19 protein-coding genes are annotated in these 20713 nt (G+C 73.4%); 12 read left to right on the plus strand and 7 right to left on the minus strand.

Annotated features, from left to right (window positions below):
• The first annotated feature begins 53 nt into the window (after positions 1–53).
• From FVE25_RS45380 to menC, 10 genes are all read left to right on the plus strand, one after another.
• A complete protein-coding gene (locus tag FVE25_RS45380) occupies positions 54–560 on the plus strand; it encodes an NUDIX hydrolase (RefSeq protein ID WP_219825943.1) in 507 nt (168 codons plus the stop codon).
• 73 nt (positions 561–633) lie between these two features.
• Positions 634–2100 carry a serine hydrolase gene (locus FVE25_RS45385; protein ID WP_157253726.1) on the plus strand — a complete coding sequence of 489 codons (1467 nt, stop codon included), beginning with the start codon at positions 634–636 and terminating at the stop codon, positions 2098–2100.
• A gap of 304 nt (positions 2101–2404) precedes the next feature.
• Positions 2405–3763 (plus strand): ABC transporter substrate-binding protein, encoded by a 1359-nt coding sequence (locus tag FVE25_RS45390; protein WP_246268505.1) that lies wholly within the window; start codon positions 2405–2407, stop codon positions 3761–3763.
• A gap of 1 nt (position 3764) precedes the next feature.
• Entirely contained in the window at positions 3765–4709 is a 945-nt protein-coding gene (locus FVE25_RS45395; protein WP_157253728.1) for an ABC transporter permease, read from the plus strand.
• Positions 4706–5500 (plus strand): ABC transporter permease, encoded by a 795-nt coding sequence (locus FVE25_RS45400; RefSeq protein WP_157253729.1) that lies wholly within the window; start codon positions 4706–4708, stop codon positions 5498–5500. The genes FVE25_RS45395 and FVE25_RS45400 overlap by 4 nt, the downstream gene beginning before the upstream one ends.
• On the plus strand, positions 5497–7161 hold the full coding sequence (locus FVE25_RS45405) for an oligopeptide/dipeptide ABC transporter ATP-binding protein (protein ID WP_157253730.1): 1665 nt from the start codon (positions 5497–5499) through the stop codon (positions 7159–7161). The genes FVE25_RS45400 and FVE25_RS45405 overlap by 4 nt, the downstream gene beginning before the upstream one ends.
• Positions 7162–7217: 56 nt before the next feature.
• Positions 7218–8756, plus strand: a complete 1539-nt coding sequence (locus tag FVE25_RS45410; protein WP_157253731.1) for an N-acyl-D-amino-acid deacylase family protein — start codon at positions 7218–7220, stop codon at positions 8754–8756.
• On the plus strand, positions 8753–10321 hold the full coding sequence (locus tag FVE25_RS45415; RefSeq protein ID WP_157253732.1) for a PucR family transcriptional regulator: 1569 nt from the start codon (positions 8753–8755) through the stop codon (positions 10319–10321). Before FVE25_RS45410 ends, FVE25_RS45415 begins: the two co-directional genes overlap by 4 nt.
• A gap of 54 nt (positions 10322–10375) precedes the next feature.
• Positions 10376–11137: a GNAT family N-acetyltransferase gene (locus FVE25_RS45420; protein ID WP_246268471.1), complete on the plus strand. Its 762-nt coding sequence runs from the start codon at positions 10376–10378 to the stop codon at positions 11135–11137.
• Positions 11134–12237, plus strand: a complete 1104-nt coding sequence (gene menC, locus FVE25_RS45425; RefSeq protein WP_157253734.1) for an o-succinylbenzoate synthase — start codon at positions 11134–11136, stop codon at positions 12235–12237. Before FVE25_RS45420 ends, menC begins: the two co-directional genes overlap by 4 nt.
• Positions 12238–12293: 56 nt before the next feature.
• Here menC and FVE25_RS45430 read toward each other — a convergent pair whose 3' ends face one another.
• The 3 genes from FVE25_RS45430 to FVE25_RS45440 form a co-directional block, all read right to left on the minus strand.
• Positions 12294–13139 carry a M55 family metallopeptidase gene (locus tag FVE25_RS45430; RefSeq protein WP_157253735.1) on the minus strand — a complete coding sequence of 282 codons (846 nt, stop codon included), beginning with the start codon at positions 13137–13139 and terminating at the stop codon, positions 12294–12296.
• Between the two features lie 26 nt (positions 13140–13165).
• Entirely contained in the window at positions 13166–14599 is a 1434-nt protein-coding gene (locus FVE25_RS45435) for an MFS transporter (protein ID WP_157253736.1), read from the minus strand.
• Between the two features lie 61 nt (positions 14600–14660).
• Positions 14661–15272, minus strand: coding sequence for a TetR/AcrR family transcriptional regulator (locus FVE25_RS45440; protein WP_157253737.1), 612 nt, complete (start codon positions 15270–15272; stop codon positions 14661–14663).
• An 81-nt stretch (positions 15273–15353) separates the two neighbouring features.
• Between FVE25_RS45440 and FVE25_RS45445 the strand changes: the two genes are divergently transcribed.
• Positions 15354–16661: a M14 family zinc carboxypeptidase gene (locus tag FVE25_RS45445; RefSeq protein ID WP_157253738.1), complete on the plus strand. Its 1308-nt coding sequence runs from the start codon at positions 15354–15356 to the stop codon at positions 16659–16661.
• 18 nt (positions 16662–16679) lie between these two features.
• On the opposite strand, the gene FVE25_RS45450 is transcribed toward FVE25_RS45445, so the two are convergent.
• Positions 16680–17093 carry an SRPBCC family protein gene (locus FVE25_RS45450; protein WP_157253739.1) on the minus strand — a complete coding sequence of 138 codons (414 nt, stop codon included), beginning with the start codon at positions 17091–17093 and terminating at the stop codon, positions 16680–16682.
• Between the two features lie 32 nt (positions 17094–17125).
• Here FVE25_RS45450 and FVE25_RS45455 point away from each other — a divergent pair, with 32 nt between their 5' ends.
• Complete coding sequence (locus tag FVE25_RS45455) at positions 17126–18226, plus strand: sensor histidine kinase (RefSeq protein ID WP_157253740.1); 1101 nt, start codon at positions 17126–17128, stop codon at positions 18224–18226.
• On the opposite strand, the gene FVE25_RS45460 is transcribed toward FVE25_RS45455, so the two are convergent.
• The 3 genes from FVE25_RS45460 to FVE25_RS45470 are packed head-to-tail and all read right to left on the minus strand — an operon-like array spanning position 18207 to position 20564.
• Positions 18207–18851: a response regulator gene (locus FVE25_RS45460; RefSeq protein ID WP_157253741.1), complete on the minus strand. Its 645-nt coding sequence runs from the start codon at positions 18849–18851 to the stop codon at positions 18207–18209. The genes FVE25_RS45455 and FVE25_RS45460 overlap by 20 nt on opposite strands.
• A complete protein-coding gene (locus tag FVE25_RS45465) occupies positions 18842–19963 on the minus strand; it encodes a sensor histidine kinase (protein ID WP_219825944.1) in 1122 nt (373 codons plus the stop codon). The genes FVE25_RS45460 and FVE25_RS45465 overlap by 10 nt, the downstream gene beginning before the upstream one ends.
• Complete coding sequence (locus FVE25_RS45470; RefSeq protein WP_246268473.1) at positions 19947–20564, minus strand: DedA family protein; 618 nt, start codon at positions 20562–20564, stop codon at positions 19947–19949. The genes FVE25_RS45465 and FVE25_RS45470 overlap by 17 nt, the downstream gene beginning before the upstream one ends.
• Positions 20565–20713: the final 149 nt, after the last annotated feature.

A 20713-nucleotide genomic window follows, 5' to 3' on the forward strand; every position in this document is an offset into this window, starting at 1 on the left:
GTAGAGCCGTCCGGGGATCGGGCGCTTCTCGGAACCTGATCTATGCTGCCCTCATGGTGATCGCCGACACGACAGTGCCCTGGGTCCCGGTGGCGCATCGGTTCGAGACCGTCGTGTCGGCCGAGATGCCCCAGGCGGAGCAGATCACCACGGCCTTCGTCTTCGTCCAGGATGCCTCCGGCCGTACCCTGCTCACTTACGTGAACAGGCCGGGCCGTGGCTGGGAGGTCCCGGGCGGCCACGTGGACCCCGGCGAGAGCGTCGAGGCCGCCGCCGTGCGTGAGCTGGCCGAGGAGACCGGGTTCGAGCTTGCGCTGGTACGGCTGGGCCTGCTGGGCTTTCACCGGATCACGCTGGAGGAGCCGCCACCGCCGGGCTACCGCTACCCGGCCCTGGCCCATCTGGTCTTCTTCACCGCCACCCTCGACGGCGACGGCCCGGCCACCAGCCCGCCTCCGGGGTCGGAGAGCACCCACGCCGCCTGGCTGACCCCCGGCGAGGTGAAGCGGCACTGCGGGCACCGGACCTGGTTCCCGCTCCACCGGCACCTCGGACGTTAGGCCAAAGCGGGCACGGGATCCGTTGTCGCGCGGGCCAAAGGGCGGGCGCCGATCGGCTGGCGATACTGGCGGCATGGATCTCGAGAACGTCAAGCGCGAGGTGTCCGCGCTGGTCGGCCCCCACTCCCCCGGGCTGGCCGCAGGAGTGTACGTCGACGGGGCCGCGGTGCTCACGGCCGCGGCGGGTGCGGCGTGCGTGGAGTTCGGCGTGCCGGTCGACGAGCACACCCGCTTCGACATCGCCAGCGCCAGCAAGCAGTTCACGGCGGCCTGCGTGCTGCTCCTGGAGCGTGACGGCAAGCTCCGGCTCGACGACGACGTGCGCACGCACGTCCCGGAGCTGAACCTGGACAAGCCGGTGACCCTGCGGCAGTGCCTGCAGCACACCGGCGGGCTGCCCGAGTGGTACGGGCTGCAGGCGCTGACCGGCGTGCCGCTGGCGGAGATGACCGAGCAGCGGCTGCTGGAGGTGCTCGCCGGCCTGCGGCACACGTCCTTCGAGCCGGGTACGGCTTTCGCCTACTCCAACACGGGCTTCGTGCTCGCCGCGGTCGTCGTGGGCCGGGTGGCGGGCTCGTCGCTGGCCGCGTTCGCGCGCGAGCGCGTCTTCGAGCCGCTCGGGATGCGCGATTCGGTCTTCCGTGACGACGCGTCGCTGCCGCTGGCCAGGCTGGCGTACGGCTACGCGAACGCGGAGGGCGAGCCGCGCCGGGCCGACACCGAGGAGAGCGCGGTCGGCGACGGCGGCCTGGTGACCAGCGTGGCGGACCTGGCCCCCTGGTTCGGGTTCCTGGCCGACGGCCGGGTGCTGGGCGTGGACCTGCGTGACCGGCTACTGGAGCGGGGCGTGCTGGCCGACGGGACGGTCCAGCCGTACGCGATGGGGATTTATCACGGCGACGGGTGGATCGGGCATGCGGGCGGCATGCACGGCTACCGCTCGAACCTGCTGTATCTGCGGGAGCAGAACGTCGGCGTGGCCGTGCTGTGCAACCAGATCGCGCTCGACCCGGTCAGCCTGTCGCACCGGCTGGCCCGGGTGCTGCTGGGGCGGCAGGAGCCGGCCAGGCCCGAGCCGGGTCCGCTGCCTCCGCCGCGGCGGCTGCACTGGCACGAGCCGGTCGCGGACGGGACGCTGACGCTGCGCCCGGTGGCGGAGGGCCTCGAGGTCGAGGACCTGGGGACGTTCACGGCCGGCGCCGACGGACGCTGGTACGGGCCGGGCGAGAACCACTGGCTGGAGATCGACGGTGACCGCCTGCACCTGCGCGTCGGCCCGCTCTCGCGCCCGCCGGTCGTCCTGCACGCCACCACGCCGCCCGCCGACGCCCCGTTGCCCGACGGCGTCTACTCCAGTGCGGAGCTCGGCGTCACCGCCACCGTGCGCGACGGCGAGATCCGGATCGGCCGGTCGTTGAAGACGCCGGTGACCCCGGCTCCCGGCGGCGCGTGGACGGCCGGGCCGTTCACGCTGCGCGTCGACGCGGGCGATCTGCTGGTGAGCGGCGGCGGCCTGCGGCGGATGCGCTTCGCGGGCTGATTGGCCGGAAGGACGAGAAGGGCGCCGCCGGTTTTGGCTGCGGCGTCAGTGAACGGCGGCGGTCCGGCTCCTAGCGTCCACCTATCCCAGCCCGAACCCTTTCGAGGTGGCCCCATGAAACACGCGAAGGCCGCGACCGCCGCCGTCGTGCTCGCGCTCACCACCGCCTGTTCGTCCGCCGCAACCCCGGCATCGGCCCCGCGACTCCCTGATCTGGGCCACCGTCAGCCCGCCCAACAGCCTGGACATCGCCCACGGCTTCAACACCTCCTCCACCCTCATCCAGGGCGCGGTCGTGGACACGATGCTCGCCCTCGACGGCCGGGGCGCGCCCGCGCCCCGGCTGGCCACGGAGTGGACGCAGCCCGACCCGGCCAGCTACCTGTTCACCCTGCGCACAGGGGTGCGCTTCTCCGACGGCAGCCCGCTGACGGCCGAGGACGCGGCGTTCTCGCTCCGCCGCCACCTGGACCCGAAGGTCGCCTCGCAGGCGGCCAGCTACTTCACGACGGTCAAGAAGGTCGAGGCGGTGGGCGAGGGCCAGGTCAAGGTCACGCTGAAGCGGCCGAACCCGGCCTTCCTCGCCATGGCCGCCATCGCCTGGCAGGTGACGCCGCGCAAGCTGGCCGAGAAGCACCCCCAAGACCTGGGCAGCCCGGAGGTGGGCACCCTGGGCACCGGCCCGTTCACGGTGGCGAAGTTCTCCCTCACCTCGGGCGTCGTCCTGGAGCGCAACCCGTCCTACTGGGGTGAGCGGCCCGCCCTGCGCAGGGTGGAGTTCAAGACCATCGCCGACCCGGAGACGCTGCGGCTGGCGGTCAAGTCGGGCGAGGTGGACGCCACCAACGACCTCACCGCCCGCGACGCCCGCAAATGGACCGGCCTGCCGGGCGTCAAGACGATCTTCTTCCCGGGCAACAACCTCGCCTACCTCTCCCTGGCGGTGACGTCCGGCCCGCTCGCCGACCTCCACGTACGGCGGGCCATCGCGCACGCGGTCAACCGCCAGGCGGTCGCGGACCTGATGACCTCCGGCCACGGCGCCCCGGCGGCGGCCATGCTGCCGAGCCCGCAGCTCACGGCGTTGTACGGCGACAACCTCCCGGCCCTGCCCGGCTACCCCTACGACGTGGCGGCGGCGAAGGCGGAACTGGCCAAGTCCGGCTACCCGGACGGCTTCGAGCTGACCGCGCGCTACGCCAGCTCCGGTGACACCGGCATCGTCATGCAGGCGGTCGCCGCCGACCTGGCCAAGATCGGGATCAAGCTCACCCTGGAGCCGAACCCGGCCGACCAGTACCGCGCGCGGATGATGGCGCACGAACGCCTGACGATCCACTTCGTCAACCTGTTCTACGGCACCCCCGACCCCCTCGAGGTCCTGCCGGACATGGTCAGCCGTGCCGCCGCCGAGCCGCAGGGCTTCAACTTCGCCGGCTACGGCACCGCGACCACCGACAAGCGGCTGGACACGCTGGCCTCGGCCACCGGCCAGGCCAGGACCGCCGAGGTCACCGCGCTGCTGAGCGAGGTCGCCGAGCAGGTGCCCTACATCCCGCTCTTCCACACCGACAACGCCATCGCGCTGAGCGAGAAGTTCACGGGCACCTTCAGCACCTGGTCCGAGCAGTACTTCACCGCCATCCGCCCGGCCGGCCGCTGACATGGCCGTCCTCAAGCGGCTGGGCGCCGCCGTACTCCTGCTCGGGGTGCTGTCCGTGCTCACCTACGGGCTGCTGGCCGCGGCGCCGGGCGGACCCGAGCAGGTGCTGCTGGGCGGCCGGCCGTCCACGCCGGAGACCAGGGCGGCGATCCGCGAGCAGTACCACCTGGACGATCCCTTCCCGCTGCGCTACGCGCGCTGGCTCGGCGACGCGGTGCGCGGTGACTTCGGCACCTCGATCGCCTCCCGCGAGCCGGTCACCACGATGATCGCCGAACGCCTGCCGGTCACGGCCGGCCTGGCGGGCTACGCGCTGGTGCTGACGGTGGCCGCAGGCGTGCCGGCCGGGCTGGCCGCGGCGCTGCGCCGTGGCGGCCGGCTGGATCAGGGTGTCACGCTGACCTCGCTCGTCGCCTTCTCCGTCCCGCCGTTCGCGCTGAGCATCCTGCTGCTGTACGGCTTCGCCGTCGCGCTGGGCTGGTTCCCGGTCTTCGGCGCCGGCGAGACCGCGATGGAGCGGATCGTGCACCTGACCCTGCCCGCGGTCGCGCTGGCCACCGCGCAGGCCGCGATCGTGGTGCGGCAGATGCGCGCCGCCGCGCTGGACCTGGCCGCGCAGGACTTCCTCACGTTCGCCCGCGCGCGCGGCCTGCCCCGGCGGCGGGTGTGGATCAGCTACGCCCTGCGCAACGCGGCCCTGCCGGTGCTCACCGTGGGCGGGCTGCTGCTGGCGGCCAACCTGACGGGCTCGGTCTTCGTCGAGCAGGCGTTCGGGCTGCACGGCCTGGGCGCGCTGCTGGTCGGCGCGGTCGGCCAGAAGGACATTCCGGTGGTACAGGCGCTGGTGCTGCTCGGCGGCGCCGTCGTGATCGTCGTCAACCTGCTCATCGACCTGGCCTACGTGGCCGTCGACCCCCGGGTGCGGCGCAAGGGGGCGGCGGCATGAGGGTGATCCTGGTGGCCGTGCTGGGCCTGGCGGCCGTGGCCGCGCTGGCCGGGACGTGGCTGGCGCCGTACGACCCGTCCGCGCAGGACCTCGTGCTCGGCGCGGCGGGGCCGAGCGCGGCGCACTGGCTCGGCACCGACGACCTGGGCCGCGACGTGCTGTCCCGGGTGCTGGCCGGCGCCGGTTCCGCGCTGATGTGGCCGGTGCTCGTCACCTGCTGCACGACCGTGCTGAGCACGACGCTCGGCCTGCTGGCCGGTTACCGGCGCGGCTGGGTGGACGCGATCATGATGCGGACGGTCGACCTGGCGATCGCGCTGCCCGGCCTGCTCGTGCTGATCGTGGTGGTGGGCGTGATCGGCGGCGGATACGGCTGGGCGGTGCTGGCCATGGCGGTGCTGTTCACGCCGGGCGACGTCCGGGTGATCCGCAGCCTCACCCTGACCCAGCGCGAGCTGGCCTACGCCGAGGCGGCGCGCACCCTGGGCCTGCGCCCGTCGCGGATCATGTTCCGGCACCTGCTGCCGAACCTCGCGCCCACGGTGGTCGCCAACGCGCTCCTCAGCTTCGTGGCGGCGCTGGTGGCGCTGGCGGGCCTGTCGTTCCTGGGCATCGGGCTGCCCGCGGGCACGCCGGACTGGGGCCTGATGATCGAGGAGAACCGCGGCCTGCTGGATCTGAACCCGTGGGCCTCGATCGCGCCCGCGGCCCTGATCACGGTGGTCGCCTGCGCCGCCACACTGCTGGGCGACCAGGCGTTCGAGTCGCTGTCGAAGGGAGGCCGGCGATGAGGATCGCCGAACTGCGCATCTCCGGTCCCGGGCTCATCGTGGACGGCGTCGACCTGGAGGTCTCCGGCGGCGAGACCGTCGGGCTGGTCGGCGAGTCGGGCAGCGGCAAGTCGCTCACCGCGCGCGCCGCCGCCGGCCTGCTGCCCAAAGGGCTGCGCGCCACCGGCTCGGTCACGCTCGACGGCAGGGAACTGCTCGGCGCCCGCGAGCGGGTGTGGCGCTCGGTGCGCGGCACCCGGGTGAGCCTGCTCATGCAGGACCCGTTCGCCATGCTCAACCCGTTGCGTACGGCGGGCGCCCACGTGGCCGAGTCGCTGCGCGCCCGCCGGGACCGTGCCGAGGTGCTGCGCCGCCTGGCCGAGGTGGGCATCGACGACCCCGCGGTGGCCGAGCGGCACCCCTTCCAGCTCTCGGGCGGCATGCGGCAGCGCGTGGCGCTGGCCGCCGCGCTGGCCGCCGACCCCGAGCTGCTCATCGCCGACGAGCCCACCACCGCCCTGGACGCCACCACCCAGCACGACATCCTCATGCTGATCAAGGGCATCCAGCGGGCGCGCGGCATGGGCGTGCTGCTGATCACCCACGACCTGCGGGTGGCCTTCGAGCTGTGCGACCGGGTGGCGGTCATGTACGCCGGTCGCATCGTCGAGCAGGGTCCGCCCGCCGAGATCGGCAAGGCGCCCGCCCACCCGTACACCGCCGGGCTGCTGGCCGGGGTGCCGACCGTCGAGCGGCGCCTGCCCCGGCTGGTCGGCATCAGGGGCAACGTGCCCGCGGCGGCGGACGTGGCCACCTCGTGCGCGTTCGCCGCACGCTGCGACCAGGCGGCGCCCGAGTGCGGGCAGGCCCGTCCGCCGCTGCGCGCGCTGCCGCCGGACCGGTTCACCGCCTGCCTGCACGAGGTGCGCCCCCGGGCCCGCGCCGAGGAAGGCGCGGCCGCGCCGCGGCACGTCGCCGCCGACGAGGTGCTGCGCGTGACGGGCCTGGGCAAGACCTACGGCGCGCACGTCGCGCTGAGCGGCGTCTCGCTGGAGGTCAGGCGCGGCGAGAGCGTCGGCGTCGTCGGCGGATCCGGCTCGGGCAAGACCACGCTGGCCCGCAGCATCCTCGGCCTGGTCCGCCCGGACACCGGCACGATCGCGCTGGCCGACCCGGACACGCCGCGGCACCACCTGGTCCAGTGCGTCTTCCAGGACCCGACGACCTCGCTCAACCCGGCGCTGACGGTCGGCGCCACGCTGGCGGAGGCGGCGGCGCAAGGCCCGGCCGACGGCCGCCTCACCGTGGCCGAGCTGCTGGAGCTGGTCGGGCTGCCCCCGGCGTACGCACACAGGAAGCCGGTCGGGCTGTCCGGGGGCGAGCGGCAGCGGGTGGCCATCGCCCGCGCGCTGTCGGTACGGCCGGCGCTGCTGATCTGCGACGAGCCGGTGGCCTCGCTGGACGTCTCGGTCCAGGCGCACGTGCTGGAGTTGCTGCGGCAGGTCGGCACCAGCATGCTCTTCATCACCCACGACCTGGCGGTGGTGCGGCAGATGGCCGACCGGCTGGTGGTGCTCTCCCGCGGCAGGGTCGTCGAGAGCGGCGACACGGCACAGGTGCTCGACGCGCCGGAGCACGACTACACCCGCCGGCTTTTGGCCTCCGTCCCCAGCCCCCTCTGAAAGTTTCATCCATCCGTACATAGCACCCGCGAAGGCGGGCAAGGGAGCCTTGCACCATGTATGACCTGCTGCTTCGTTCCGGGACCGTCCACGACGGGCTCGGCGGGCCGTCCCGGCTCGCCGACGTCGCGATCGCCGGTCGCCGCGTGGTCGCCGTCGGGCACGACCTGGGCCCGGCCCGGCGCGTCATCGACGTCACCGGCCTCGTCGTCGCGCCCGGGTTCGTGGATCCGCACAGCCACTCCGACACCGTGCCGTTCCTGGAGGAGCCGCAGCCGTTCAAGCTCCTGCAGGGCGTGACCACCGAGATCGTGGGCAACTGCGGGTTCTCCTGCGGGCCGGCCGTACCGGAGACCAAGGACTTCCTGCCCGCCGAGCTGTCCGGGGCCGCTTTCGCCTCGCTGGGCGAGTACATCGACGCCGCGGAGGCGGCCGGGCCGAGCAACAACCTGGCCGTCCTGGTCGGGCACAACACGTTGCGCGTGGCCGTGGCGGGGATGCGGGCCGAGATCACGGCCAGGGAGCTGACGCGCATGTGCGAGCTGGCCGCGCAGTCGTTCGAGGCGGGCGCGGCCGGCTGGTCCAGCGGCCTGGAGTACGTGCCCGGCGCCTACGCCAACCTCGACGAGCTGATCGCGCTCGGGCTGGTGGCCAAGCGCTGGGACCTGCCGTACGCCACGCACATGCGCAGTGAGAGCGAGGGCCTGGCCGACGCGCTCGACGAGGCGATCGCGGTGGCCAGGCGGGCCGGGATCCGGCTGCAGGTCTCGCACTGCAAGGCTTCGGGGCGGGCGGTGCACGGCTCGGCCGCGATGCTGCTGGACAAACTGGCCCGGGCCCGTCGCGGGGGCGTGGACGTGCGCGGCGACGTCTACCCCTACCTCGCCTTCGGGACCATGCTGGTCGCGGTGCTGCCGCCGATCGCCTGCGAGGGCGGCGAGCAGGCGCTGCTCGAACGGCTGGCCGACCCGGCCGAGCGAGCGGCGCTGCGCGCGCTGGCGGAGAGCCCGGACACCGGCACCGGCGTCGGGTTCTGGCGCGAGCTGACCCCCGAGGACGTGCAGATCCTCACCCACAGCGACCCTGGCATCCAGGGCAAGCGGCTGGCCGACTTCGGGGGCGACCCGTGGGAGGCGCTGTGCGACGTGCTCCGCCTGGACCCGCAGGCATCCGGCGTCTTCCACACCATGCACGAGGACGACCTGACGGCCTTCCTGGCCGATCCGCTCATCTCCATCGGCTCCGACAACGGCCCCCCGGTCGGGCCCAACCACCCCCGCACGTTCGGTACCTTTCCCACCTACCTCGGCACCTACGTGAAGAAGGAGGAGGAGATGCCGGAGGCGATCCGCAAGGTCAGCTCGGCGGTGGCCGCCCAGTTCGGCCTGGCCGGGCGCGGCTGGCTGGGCCCGGGCGCCATCGCCGACCTCTGCGTCTTCGACGCCGGGACGATCGGGCACGCGGGCACCTACGAGCGGCCCGACGTCCGGCCGACCGGCGTGGAGCACGTCTTCCTGGCCGGCCGCCAGGTGGTCGCCGACGGCGAGTTCACCGGCGGCAGGCAGGGGCGGATGCTCAGACGGGGCACTCAGTGACGGCCCGCGGGCGGATCACGCTCGGCGTCCTGATCGACAGTCTCGGCGCCGACGTGGTGCGCCCGCTGGCGCTGCCGCACGGCCGGGAGCCGCTGGCCGGCTCCCCGGTCATCTACGACCCGGAGGAGCCGCAGACCGGGCTCGACGGCGCGGTGCTGCTGGTGAGCGGCCGCCCGTCGGCCGAGATCCTGGCCCGGGCGGGCGAGAGCGGGGTGGCGGTGGTCGTGGTCAAGCCGGGCACCTGCGACGAGCAGGCCCTGGCCACGGCGGCCAAGGCGGCGGGCGTCGCGCTGCTGGCCGCGCCGGCCGACCTGTCCTGGGGTCAGCTCTACACGCTGGTCGACGCCCTGCTCGCGATGGTCGCCCCGGCCGAGGACCCGGGCGCCGGCCGGGCGGCGGACCTGTTCGCCCTGGCCAACGAGGTGGCCGTGCGGGTGGGCGGCGCGGTGGCGATCGAGGATCTGGCGATGCGCGTGCTGGCCTACTCCACGGTCGAGGGCCAGCTCATCGACGACCTGCGCCGGCAGGGCATTCTGGGCCGGCGGGTGCCCGAGCACCCGACCAACCCGGAGGAGTACGCGGCGGTGCTGCGCTCGGACGGGGTGGTGTGGAGCTACGAGCCGCGCGAGTTCTACCCCCGCCTGGCCATCGCGGTGCGCTCGCACGGCGAGGCGCTGGGCACGATCTGGGCGGTCCAGGCCGAGGAGCCGCTGGCCGCCGACGCCGCGCGGGTGCTGGCCGAGGCGGCCGCCGCGGCGGCCCCCCACCTTGCCCGCATCAACCTGGCCGCCGACGAGGCGCGCCGCTTCCGTGACGAGTGCCTGGGCTGGCTGCTGCGCGGCGTCGGCGCCGTCGACGAACTGGCCACCTCCTTCGGCCTGCTGCCCGGCGAGCCGGTGACGGTCGTGACCCTGGGCCCCTATGCGGGCGTGGCCGACGCCTTCGCCGCCAGCCACGTGACCGACCTGCTCCGCACCGCGTACATGGCCTACCGGATCAGGGCCGCGACCGGCGTGGTCAACGGCCGCGCCTACGCGATCGTCGCCGCCGAGGCGAGCGCGCCCCTGCTGCGCAGGATCACCCTGGACGTGCTGGCGCGGGTGAGCGAGCGGCTGGGCGGCTCCTGGCGGGCCGGGATCGGCCGCACCCTCGCCTCCGTGGCCGCCGTGCCCGCCGGCGCCCGCCAGGCGGAGGAGGCGCTGCGCGCGGTCTGCGGGCTGTTCAGCCAGGAGCCGGTCGGCGCGCACGAGGAGCTGTCGGCCGCGTTGTTCCTGATGGACGTGGAGGCCGCGCTGCGCGCCAAGCCGTCCCTGTCCGGTGCGCCGCTGGCGCTGGTCACCGCGCACGACGCCAGACACGGCACCCATTACGTGCACAGCCTGACCGTCTGGATCGGCGCCCACTACGACGTGCCCCGCGCGGCCGAGCTGCTGTCGCTGCACCCCAACACGCTGCGGTACCGGCTGCGCCGGATCGGCGAGCTCATCGCCCTGGACGACCCCGACACCCGGCTCGTGCTCGCCCTGCAGCTGCGGCTGAGCGGCGCCACAAAGCCGGGCGGGTGAAGTTGGGCGTGGACGCCAACGCCCCGGACGAGCCCGGCCGCGATGCTGTGGCCCATGGCCGAACATCTCACCATCCGTTCCCTTCACGGCACCGCGGCGCTGCGGCGGGCCGACCGGCTGCTGCGGGAGGTCTGGGGAACCAGCTGCGGTGAAGACCCGCCGATGCCCCTCGACCTGATGTGCGCCTTCGCCCACACCGGCGGGTACGTGGGCGGGGCCTTCCTTGACGGCGAGCTCGTCGGGGTCTCCGCGGGGTTCCTGGCGGCCGGCCGTACGCTGCACTCGCACGTCGCGGGCGTCAGCGCCCTGGCGCGCGGGCGCGGCGTCGGCCGGGCGCTCAAGGAACACCAGCGGGCCTGGGCCGCCGAGCGCGAGCTGGTCGCGGTGTCCTGGACGTTCGATCCGCTGGTCCGGCGCAACGCCTACTTCAACCTGACCCTGCTCGGCGCCCGGGTCACCGCCTACCTGCCCGACTTCTACGGGCCGATGAGCGACGGCATCAACGACGGCGGACCCTCCGACCGGCTCTTCGTCACCTGGCCGACGCGCGAGAGCACGCCGGCGCCGGCCGGCGGCGAGGAGGGGGCGGTCGCGGTGGACGAGACCGGCGCCGTGCCGGCGGGCGCGGACGGGCCGCTGCTGCGCTGCGCGACCCCGCCCGACATCGAAGCGCTGCGTACGGCCGACCCGCACGCGGCCGGGCAGTGGCGCACGGCACTGGCCGGCGGGCTCGGCGGCGCGCTCGGCCGGGGCTACGAGGTCACCGGTTTCACCCGCTCCGGCTGGTACCTGCTCGCCCGTGGAGGTGCCGCGTGAAGCTGGACGCCGTCGAACTGCGCGAGGTCGCGCTGCCGCTGGTCAGCCCGTTCCGTACCTCGCTCGGCACCCAGACCGTGCGCAACGCGCTGCTGGTGCGGGTGCTGGGTGAGGAGGGCGAGGGCTGGGGCGAGTGCGTGGCCGAGGACGAGCCGAGCTACAGCCCCGAGTACCTGGCCGGGGCCGCGGACGTGATCAAGCGGTTCATGGTCCCGGCCCTGGCCGGCCTCGACCTGGACCCGGCGGCGGTGGGTCCCGCGCTGCGCCACCTGCGCGGGCACCCGATGGCCAAGGCGGCGGTGGAGATGGCGGTGCTCGACTGCTGGCTGCGTGCGCGCGACACCAGCCTGGCCGCCCACCTCGGCGGCGTACGGCGGCGCGTGCGCGTGGGCGTCTCCGTGGGCATCGCCGAGAGCGTGGACGCCCTGCTGACCACGGTCGACCGGCACCTGAGCGCGGGTTATGCCCGGATCAAGCTGAAGATCGAGCCCGGCTGGGACCTCGAACCGGTCCGGGCGGTGCGCGAGACGTTCGGCGACGGCGTGATGCTCACCGTGGACGCCAACACCGCCTACCGCCTCGCCGACCTCAGGCACCTGGCGAAGCTCGACGCCTTCGGGCTGACGCTGGTCGAGCAGCCCTTCGCCCCCGGCGACCTGCACGCCCACGCCGCGCTCGCGGCCCGCATGGACACGCCCATCTGCCTGGACGAGAGCATCACCAGCGCCGAGGACGCGGCCGAGGCCATCAGGCGGGGCGCCTGCTCGATCGTCAACATCAAGCCCGGCCGCGTGGGCGGCTATCTCGAGGCGCGCCGCATCCACGACCTGGCCCGGGCCAACGGGGTGCCGGTCTGGTGCGGCGGCATGCTGGAGACCGGCCTGGGCCGGGCGGCCAACCTGGCTCTGGCCAGCCTGCCCGGGTTCACGCTGCCCGGCGACATCTCCGCGACCGAGCGGTACTACCACCGCGACATCACCCGCCCGTTCGTGCTCGACGGCGGCGAGATGGCGGTCCCGGACACCCCCGGTCTCGGCGTGCTGCCTGAGCCCGCGGACCTGGCGGCGGCCACGACGTCGGTGGAGACGGTGAGCTGCTGACCCGCGCAGGCGAAAAGGGGCGCGTCCTTCCGGACGCGCCCCTTTTCCGCGGGTGTTCAGCGACGGCCGTAGAGAGCCATCCGGCTGATCATGGCGTCGGCGGCGAGGTGGTAGCACACCTGGATGCAGCCCAGCAGCTCTCGGGGGGTGCCGAAGGTGGCGGCGAGCGTCTTGTCGGCGATCCTGCGCACGCCCGGGATCGACATGCCCAGCTCGGCCGCGGGCGTGCTCGGCATGTCGATTTCCAGGTCCAGGGTGCCGGGCAGGGTGAGGGGCGCCAGGTCAGCGGCCTCGGTGACGACGCGGGCCGACGCCTCGCGGATGAGCCTGGTGGCCTCGGACGGGGACAGGCTGTCGGCCGCGGTGTGCCCGCGGGCCTCCTTGACGGCGACCGTACGCACGCCGGGGAACGCCTTCTCGGCGACTCCGCAGATGACGTCGTCCCCGGTGAGCAGGCCGATCGGCACGCCGACCACGGCCGCCTGCAGGGCGTTGATCTCGGCCTCCGACACGAGCTTGCCGTTGAGGCGCACCTCGTAGAAGTGCGAGGAGTAGGTGTGGGCGAGCACGCCCGGCGAGCCGGCCGCCGCGTGGTAGCCGAGGAACATGGCCACGTCGTGCTCGGCCGAGACGCCTTCGGCCATGCAGTCGAGCTTGGGTGAGCCGAAGACCAGCCGGGCGCGCGGGTCCAGCTCCTCGTGCAGGAGGTTGTCCATGGTGCCGTGGCTGTCGTTGACCGTGACGCTCTCCGCCCCGGCCTCGAACGCGCCCTCGATGGCGGCGTTGGCCTCGCCGGTCATCAGGCGCTGCGAGCGTGGATAGCCGTGTCCGCCGCGGACGACCTGGTCCATGGTGGCGATGCCCGCCACGCCCTCCATGTCGATGGAGATGTAGACCCGCACCGGTGTGCTCCTTTCCTGGGTTGCCGTCACAGGGTGTCACCCTGGGCGACGGGGCGCTTTGTCGCGGCGGCAGAAGCCGCGTCGCCGCCTTCGGCCTTCCGCACAGCGCCGGGGATCACCAGCGCGGCGGCCACGGCCAGCAGGCCGAGCACGGCCGAGAGCAGGTAGGTGTTGACGAAGCTGCTCTCGGCGGGCACGCCCGCCACGGCGCCGGCCGCGAGCACCATGCCGCCGAGCTGGGCGCCGAAGGTGCCGCCGACGCTCTTGGCGACGAAGGCCACGCCGGTGACGCCGGCCGCCCGCTGGGCGGGCACGTCGGCGGCCACCACGTTGAGCCCGCAGGTGAGGACGGTGGCACCGCCCACCCCCATGACCGACACACCTGCCACGATCTGCCACGGGGCGGCGTGCCAGAAGGCCAGGCCCGCCGTACCAGCGGAGACGAGCACGCTGCCGAGCACCAGCACGCTGCGCCGCCCGAGCAGCCGGCTCATCGGCGCGACCAGGGGCGCGACGAGCGTGCCCGTGATGCCCAGCGGGAACATGTACAGCCCGATCAGCGTGGTGTCGGCGCCCAGGCCGTAGCCGGTCGCGACGGGCAGCGACAGCATCATCGGCAGTGCGACCAGCAGCCCGAAGGATGCGAAGCCGAACACGAACGAGATCGCGGTCACCCCGGCCGAGGAGCGCCCGGCCAGCAGCCGCAGGTCCACGAGCGGGTCGGCGACGCGCAGCTCGACCACCGCCCACACCACCAGCGCCACCACCGCGGCGGCGAACAGGCCGAGCGTGACCGGCGCGGTCCAGCCCAGGATCGTCGAGGTGGACAGGCCCAGCATGAGCGTGGCCAGTCCGGCGCCGAGCAGCAGCCCGCCGGCCCAGTCCACCCGGTTGGCGCCGGCGCGGGGCGTGGCGGGCACGACCATCCAGGCCCAGGCCGCGGCCGCCAGCGCGCCGGCCAGCGTCAGGATGAACAGCCAGCGGTAGCCGAGGGCCGAGGTGAGCGGTCCGGCCAGGATGAGGCCGAGCGCGCTGGCCAGGGTGGCGACGCCGATGACCAGGCCGTTGCCGGTGGCGCCGCGCTCGGGCGGGAGGGTGTCGCGGAACAGTCCGACGGTCAGCGGCAGGATGCCCAGCCATACTCCCTGCACCGCCTGGCCGGCGATCAGCACGAGCACGTTGGGCGCCAGGACGGAGATGAGCGCGCCCAGGCTGGTGATCGCCATCAGGGTGAGCAGCAGGGTGCGCTTGTTGTAGAGGTCGGCCAGGCGGCCGGCGATCGGGGTGCTGATCGCCGAGCTGATCAGCCCGCCGGTGAAGATCCAGGCGATCTGGCCGGGCGTGGCCTGCAGCTCCCGCTGGATGAGCGGCAGCGCGGGCGAGAGCATCGTCTCCAGGAGCTGGAAGACGCCCATAAACAACACCGGCGCGCCGATGATGCCGAAGCCGGATCTGGTCATGGTGGTGCCTTTCGGGTGGGGGTGATGGACGGCCGCGCGTTCCCCCGAACCCGCGGCCTGGCTAGGCCGGGCCGAGCACTCCGGCGGTGACCAGGGCTCGTGCGACGTCGGCGAAGTACTCCTCGGTGCTGCCGTGGACGCCGAGGACGACGGCCTGCCCGAGCCCGGACAGCAGTGCCTTGAGCGCGCGGGCCAGGCGGACGGCCTGCTCGGGCGTCACGGCGGCGCCGCCGTGCTCACGGCCGGTGAGATGCGCGGCCAGCCGGGCCTCGGCGGCGTTGACCGCCGCGTTGAGCTTGGCCAGCAGGCCGGGGTCGTTGAGCACGAGTTCCATCACGCGGATTTCGAACAGCAGTTGCCCGGCGGCCTCGGGGGTGGCCGACATCCGCCAGTACTGCCGGGCGATGGCGGCGACCACCTCCTCCAGCGGCGTCCCGGGCGCGACCTCCTCCACGGGCCGCAGGTCGAGCGGGCCGGCGTAGTCGTCGACCATCGCGATCAGCAGCCCGTTCTTGCCGCCGAACAGCGAGTAGACGGCCCCGGTCGTCAGCCCGGCCAGCTCGGCGATGTCCTCCAGCCGGGCCCTCGCGCCGTCTCGCCCGACGACCTCGTAGGCCGCCTCGATCAGCGCGCGCTTGTTGGCTGCCTTGCTTTCCGCCCTGGTCAATCGCATTGCTCTCCTAGAGGGTTGCCAGAACGATAATCGAGATTATTAGAATAATCCAGGTTACGAGTTAACGAACTGGAGGCGACGATGGACGTCGAGGGGTACATGAGCCGCGTTCCCGGCCACACCGCGTTCCCGGCCGTGGATGAGATGCACGCCGAGCTCGACGAGCTCGCCGCCGCCCACCCGGAGCTGGTACGGCTGCGCCGCATCGGCACCTCCCGGCTGGGCGAGCCGCTCCGCGTGGCCACGATCGGCACCGGCCCCCGCAACGCCGTCGTCATCGGCGGCCCGCACCCCAACGAGCCCATCGGCGCCCTCACCGTCAGCAACCTGATGCGCCTGCTCGTCGAGGACACCTGGCTGCGCGAGGACTTCGGCTACCGCTGGCACCTCATCCCCTGCGTCGACCCCGACGGCGCCCGCCTCAACGAGGGCTGGTACGGCCGGCCCAGCGACCGCCGCGCCTACGCCGAGCACTTCTACCGCCCCGCCGAAGCCGACCAGGTCGAATGGACGTTCCCGCTGACCGGCGGGGACTACTTCTTCGACCGCACGCTCCCCGAGACCGAGGCGGTCATGCGGCTGATGGACGAGGTCAGGCCCGACTTCGTCTACTCGCTGCACAACGGCGAGTCCCAGGGCGCCTTCTACTACCTCAGCCGCAACGACCCCGCCCTGGCCGCCCGGCTCACCGCGATCGCCTCCGGGCAGGGCCTGCCGCTGCACATGGGCCCGCCGGAGATCCCGAGCGCGGTGCGGATCGGCCCGGCGGCGTACATGACGCCGCGTGGCGCCGACCTGGCCGCGGTGTACGGCATCGGCGGCGGCAGCATCGACTACGCCGAGCGCTTCGGCGCGCTGCATCTGGTGACCGAGCTGCCGTACTGGGCCGATCCCCGGATCGGCGACGAGACCCCGACCGCCAGGCCGTACGGTGAGGTGATCGCGACCTTCCTGGCCGAGCAGCGCGAGCTCGTCGCCGAGCTGAGCCGGTCGCTCGCCGTGGTGCGCCCGGACCTGCGCGTGGCGTCGCCGTTCCGGAGCGCGGTCGAGGACTTCGCCGGCGCCCACGACGAGTTCGTCGCCGAATGGGAGGACTTCCCCGGCGCCGGCCGCCCGGCCACCGTGGCCGAGGTCAGCGGCAAGCAGCAGCTCACCCACAGCATGCGGCTGCGCTATGGCGGCATGTACCTGCGCATGCTGAACGCCGAGCTGGCCGCGGGCAACGCCACCCCGGTCATCAGGGCTGAGAACGGCCGCGTGCGGGAGCTGTTCGACGGCTGGTTCGCCGCGGCGGAGGCGGCCTTCGAGGGCACGCCGATCCCGGTCCAGACCCTCGTGGCGGTGCAGCTCGGCGCCGCGCTGGTGGCGGCGGAGGCGGCCAAGAGCTGATCACCGGCCAGGGCCTCGTCACAGCAGGGACGCGAGCCTGCGCAGCGACCGCCGGGCCAGCAGGACGCTCGCCGCGTGCGCCAGCGGCCAGGCGGGCAGGGCCCACCACGGCACCTCCAGCCGCTCGGCCCAGATCACCCGGCAGGCCGCCGGTCCCCGCGGCGTCACCCTGACCGCCCCGGCCCCGCGCACCAGCGCCCCGGTGTGGTCCACCTCGACCACGTGCGGCGGCTCGAACCGGGTGATCGTCATCGTGTCGAGGAAGCCGAACGGCCGGATCCCGGTGTAGGCCGCGATCTGGCCGGGGGCCGTCTCGCGGGCGTCGGTCATGAACATCCACTCGCGGTGCCGGGGCCAGTCGGTGATCAGCGCGAAGGCGGCCTCGGCGGGCGCCGCCAGGTCCATCGACACGGCCGCGTACCTGATGCTCATGCCGGTCAGCCTAGAGGCCGTACGGTGTGGGGGTGCCGCCACACCGTCTTCCCGCGCCGCCCGGCTTCAGAGGGTTCCTGCTGTGCTGCACCGGGCTGAGCGTGGGCGTGGCCTGGGACGCCCTGACCGGCGTCTACCCGTCGGCCTGGATCGGGTGGCTCGCGCTGGCGGTCGCGCTCGGCCTGTACATGCTGCAGGTCTCGCTCGCCTACGGCGATCGTCCGGCGCGCGGACGCTGGGTGCTGGGCGCGCTGGCCGTGCTGGTAACCGGCATGGGCCTGGCCTACGGCAGCGGGTGGCTCTACATGTTCCCGCTGGTCGCGGTGGCCTGCGCGCTGGTCGTCCCGTTCGGCAGAGCGCTCCAGGCCGCCCTGCTGGCCCTGGCCGCGGTGACGGCGTTCGTCGTCTGGTTCACCGGTGACGGGATCAGCCCGATCATGGCCTTCTCGTGGGGGTCGTTCAGCGCCGGCGTGGTGGTGGGGTTCATCGTGCACCTGCACACGGTCATCGCCGAGCTGGAACACACCCGGCGCCGCCTGGCCGAGGCGGCCGTGGCCGAGGAGCGGCTGCGTTTCTCCCGCGACCTGCACGACCTGCTGGGGCACACGCTGTCGGTGATCGTGGTGAAGGCGGAGGCGGTGCGCCGCCTGGCCGTCCGCGACCCCGAGCGCGCCGCCGGGCAGGCGGCCGACATCGAGAGCGTGGGCCGGCAGGCGCTGACGGAGGTGCGCGAGGCGGTCACCGGCTACCGCGAGGGCAGCCTGGCCACGGAGCTGGAGCGGGCCCGCGAGACGCTGGCGGCCGCGGGCGTGGCGGTGGTGGTACGGCGGGCGGGCGAGCCGCCGTCCGCCCGTGCCGAGGCGTTGCTGTGCTGGGTGGTGCGGGAGGCGGCCACGAACATCCTGCGCCACAGCACGGCCGGCGAAGCGGTCTTCACGGTGGAGGCGACAGCGGAGGGCACGGTGCTGACCGTCCGCGACGACGGCGTGCCCAAGAATTCCGCCCGCCCGCCCGGCAGCGGCCTGCGCGGCCTGTCGGAGCGCCTGGCGGGGGTGGGCGGGAGCGTCACCGCCGGGCCGCTGCCGGAGGGCGGCTTCGAGGTGCGGGCGGTGCTCAGGTCTGCAGGAAGCTGAGCACCGCGAGCACCCGGCGGCTGTAGCCGCTGGTGTGCGAGAGGCCGAGCTTGTCGAAGACGGCGTTGACGTGCTTCTCCACGGCGCTCTGCGAGACGTGCAGCGCCTGGGCGATCGAGGCGTTGGTCAGCCCCTGGGCCATGTGTTCCAAGACCTCGCGCTCACGCCCGGTCAGCCGCGAGAGCGGGTCGGTCTGCGTGGTGCGGGCCAGCAGTTGCCTGACCACCTCCGGGTCGAAGGCGGCCCCGCCCTCCCCCACCCGCTCCAGCGCGTCGAGGAAGTCGGCGACCTGCGCCACCCGGTCCTTCAGCAGGTAGCCGACGCCGTCCACGCTCCCGGTCATGAGCTCCGTGGCGTACTTCTTCTCCACGTACTGCGACAACACCAGCACCTTGACTGAGGGCCACCGCTTACGGATCTCCAGCGCCGCCCGCAGCCCCTCGTCGGTGTGGGTGGGCGGCATCCGCACGTCCACCACGACGATCTCGGGTTCGTGCGCCGCCACGGCCTCGATGAGCGCCTGCCCGTCCCCGACGGCGGCGGGAACCTCGTGCCCCTCCTCGAGCAGCAGCCGGACCAGCCCTTCGCGCAGCAGCGTGGAGTCCTCGGCCAGGATCACCCGCACGGCAGCTCCGCGGTGATCACGGTCGGCCCGCCGTGCGGGCTGTCCACGCCGAGCCTGCCGTCGAGCGCCGCAACGCGCCGCGCCAGCCCGGACAGTCCCCCACCTGTGGGTACGGCGCCGCCGCACCCGTCGTCTTCGATCCGCACAACGATCATTGTCCCTTCTCGCCGGATCTCCACCGACACGCCGGTGGCGGCGGCGTGCTTGGCGGCGTTGGTCACCGACTCCGACACCACGAAGTAGGCCGCGGTCTCCACGGCCATGGGCGGCCGCTCGGCCAGGTCGCAGCGTACGTGCACCGGCACGCTGGAGCGTTCCGCGACCCCGGCCAGGGCGTCGGCCAGGCCGAGGGTGTCCAGGCCGCTGGGGTAGGCCCGCCAGGCCACCTCGCGCAGTTCGGCCAGGGCGCGCTGGGCGTCCTCGTGCGCCTGGGCCAGCAGTTCGGTCCTGCCGCCGCGCCGGGCCCGGCCGATCAGCATGGACAGCGCTACCAGGCGCTGCTGGAGGCCGTCGTGCAGGTCGCGCTCGATGCGCCGGCGCTCGGCGTCCACGGCGGCGACGATGCCCGCCCGGGTCTCGGCGAGCTCTTCGATGCGCCGCCGGAGCGCGACGGTGGGGTCGGGAGCGAGCATCCTGCGGGCCAGCCCCCGCTCAACCGCCCGCACACCCACCAGCCCCGAAATTTCGAGGAAAAGCAGGACGATACCGATGAGCCCGATGTACGCGATCAGCGGCGGCGTCGGCAGCATCCCGTCGAACGGCTCGTTGCGCACCCACGCCCAGCCGAGCCTGATCCCGTTCGCCGCTCCGAGCTCCAGCAGCGAGAGCACCAGCCCGCCGAGCACGCCGAGCGGGATCCGGGCGGCCAGGTAGGCCGTCGCCCGCCCCGCGTCGGCGCCCTCGTCCATGTCCACCCGCAGCCGCCGCGCCTCGAACCGCGCCATGCGCACCGCCAGTGCCCCTGCCTTCGAGGTGCCGGAGCCGCCGCCCGGCCGCGCCTGCCAGGCCAGCACCGGCCCGCACGTCACCAGGAACACCAGCCCCGCCAGCGCGCTCAGGGTACCGAGCAGGACTTCCCACAGCAGGAGCGGAAATCTAACGATGTGTCCCACGCTTGCCCTTGCGCCGTTCGCTCAGCCGTACCACCACGAAGACCACCACGGCCACGCCCACGAGCCCGAGCACGACCCTGCTGCCGATGCCCACGTACGCCTCCACCAGGTGCCAGCTCTCCCCGAGGTAGTAGCCGGCCAGCACGAAGATGGAGTTCCAGATGGCGCTTCCGGCCAGGGTGAGCAGCGTGAAGGTGGGCAGCGGCATCCGATCCACGCCCGCCGGGACCGAGATGAGGCTACGGAAGATCGGGATCATCCGCCCGAAGAACACCGTCTTCTTGCCGTGCCGCTGGAAGAACGCCTCGGTCTTCTCGATGTCGGAGATCTTGACCAGCGGCAGCTTGCCCGCCAGGCGCAGGGTGCGCTCGCGGCCGAGCAGCGCCCCCACCCAGTACAGCGCCAGCGCGCCGACCACCGAGCCGATCGTCGTCCACACCAGCGCGTCGATGAGATCCATCTCGCCGCGGCTGGCGGTGAAGCCGGACAACGGCAGGATCACCTCGCTCGGCAGCGGAGGAAAAAGATTCTCCAGCGCGATCGCGAGACCCGCCCCGGGCGCGCCCAGGGTCTCCATGAGGTTTACCACCCAGTCCGTCATGCCCTGAAGGCTAGGCAAGATCTGGCCAAAGTGAGAATGCGGCCTATGGCCGTTTTCTTGGTGGGGTAAACCTCAGGGTCTATGTACCGTACCCTGTACGGTTGTGACTTCCTTGGTACGGCATGCCGCTGTCTTCGAACCGGGCGACC

The organism is Nonomuraea typhae (assembly GCF_009760925.1).
GTDB classification, from domain to species: Bacteria; Actinomycetota; Actinomycetes; order Streptosporangiales; family Streptosporangiaceae; genus Nonomuraea; species Nonomuraea typhae.

Coding starts and splice junctions, on each gene's coding strand:
- FVE25_RS45380 (WP_219825943.1), top strand. CDS start 54: ATGGTGATCGCCGACACGACAGTGCCCTGGGTCCCGGTGGCGCATCGG.
- FVE25_RS45385 (WP_157253726.1), top strand. CDS start 634: ATGGATCTCGAGAACGTCAAGCGCGAGGTGTCCGCGCTGGTCGGCCCC.
- FVE25_RS45390 (WP_246268505.1), top strand. CDS start 2,405: ATGCTCGCCCTCGACGGCCGGGGCGCGCCCGCGCCCCGGCTGGCCACG.
- FVE25_RS45395 (WP_157253728.1), top strand. CDS start 3,765: ATGGCCGTCCTCAAGCGGCTGGGCGCCGCCGTACTCCTGCTCGGGGTG.
- FVE25_RS45400 (WP_157253729.1), top strand. CDS start 4,706: ATGAGGGTGATCCTGGTGGCCGTGCTGGGCCTGGCGGCCGTGGCCGCG.
- FVE25_RS45405 (WP_157253730.1), top strand. CDS start 5,497: ATGAGGATCGCCGAACTGCGCATCTCCGGTCCCGGGCTCATCGTGGAC.
- FVE25_RS45410 (WP_157253731.1), top strand. CDS start 7,218: ATGTATGACCTGCTGCTTCGTTCCGGGACCGTCCACGACGGGCTCGGC.
- FVE25_RS45420 (WP_246268471.1), top strand. CDS start 10,376: ATGGCCGAACATCTCACCATCCGTTCCCTTCACGGCACCGCGGCGCTG.
- FVE25_RS45435 (WP_157253736.1), bottom strand. CDS start 14,599: ATGACCAGATCCGGCTTCGGCATCATCGGCGCGCCGGTGTTGTTTATG.
- FVE25_RS45440 (WP_157253737.1), bottom strand. CDS start 15,272: ATGCGATTGACCAGGGCGGAAAGCAAGGCAGCCAACAAGCGCGCGCTG.
- FVE25_RS45445 (WP_157253738.1), top strand. CDS start 15,354: ATGGACGTCGAGGGGTACATGAGCCGCGTTCCCGGCCACACCGCGTTC.
- FVE25_RS45450 (WP_157253739.1), bottom strand. CDS start 17,093: ATGAGCATCAGGTACGCGGCCGTGTCGATGGACCTGGCGGCGCCCGCC.
- FVE25_RS45470 (WP_246268473.1), bottom strand. CDS start 20,564: ATGACGGACTGGGTGGTAAACCTCATGGAGACCCTGGGCGCGCCCGGG.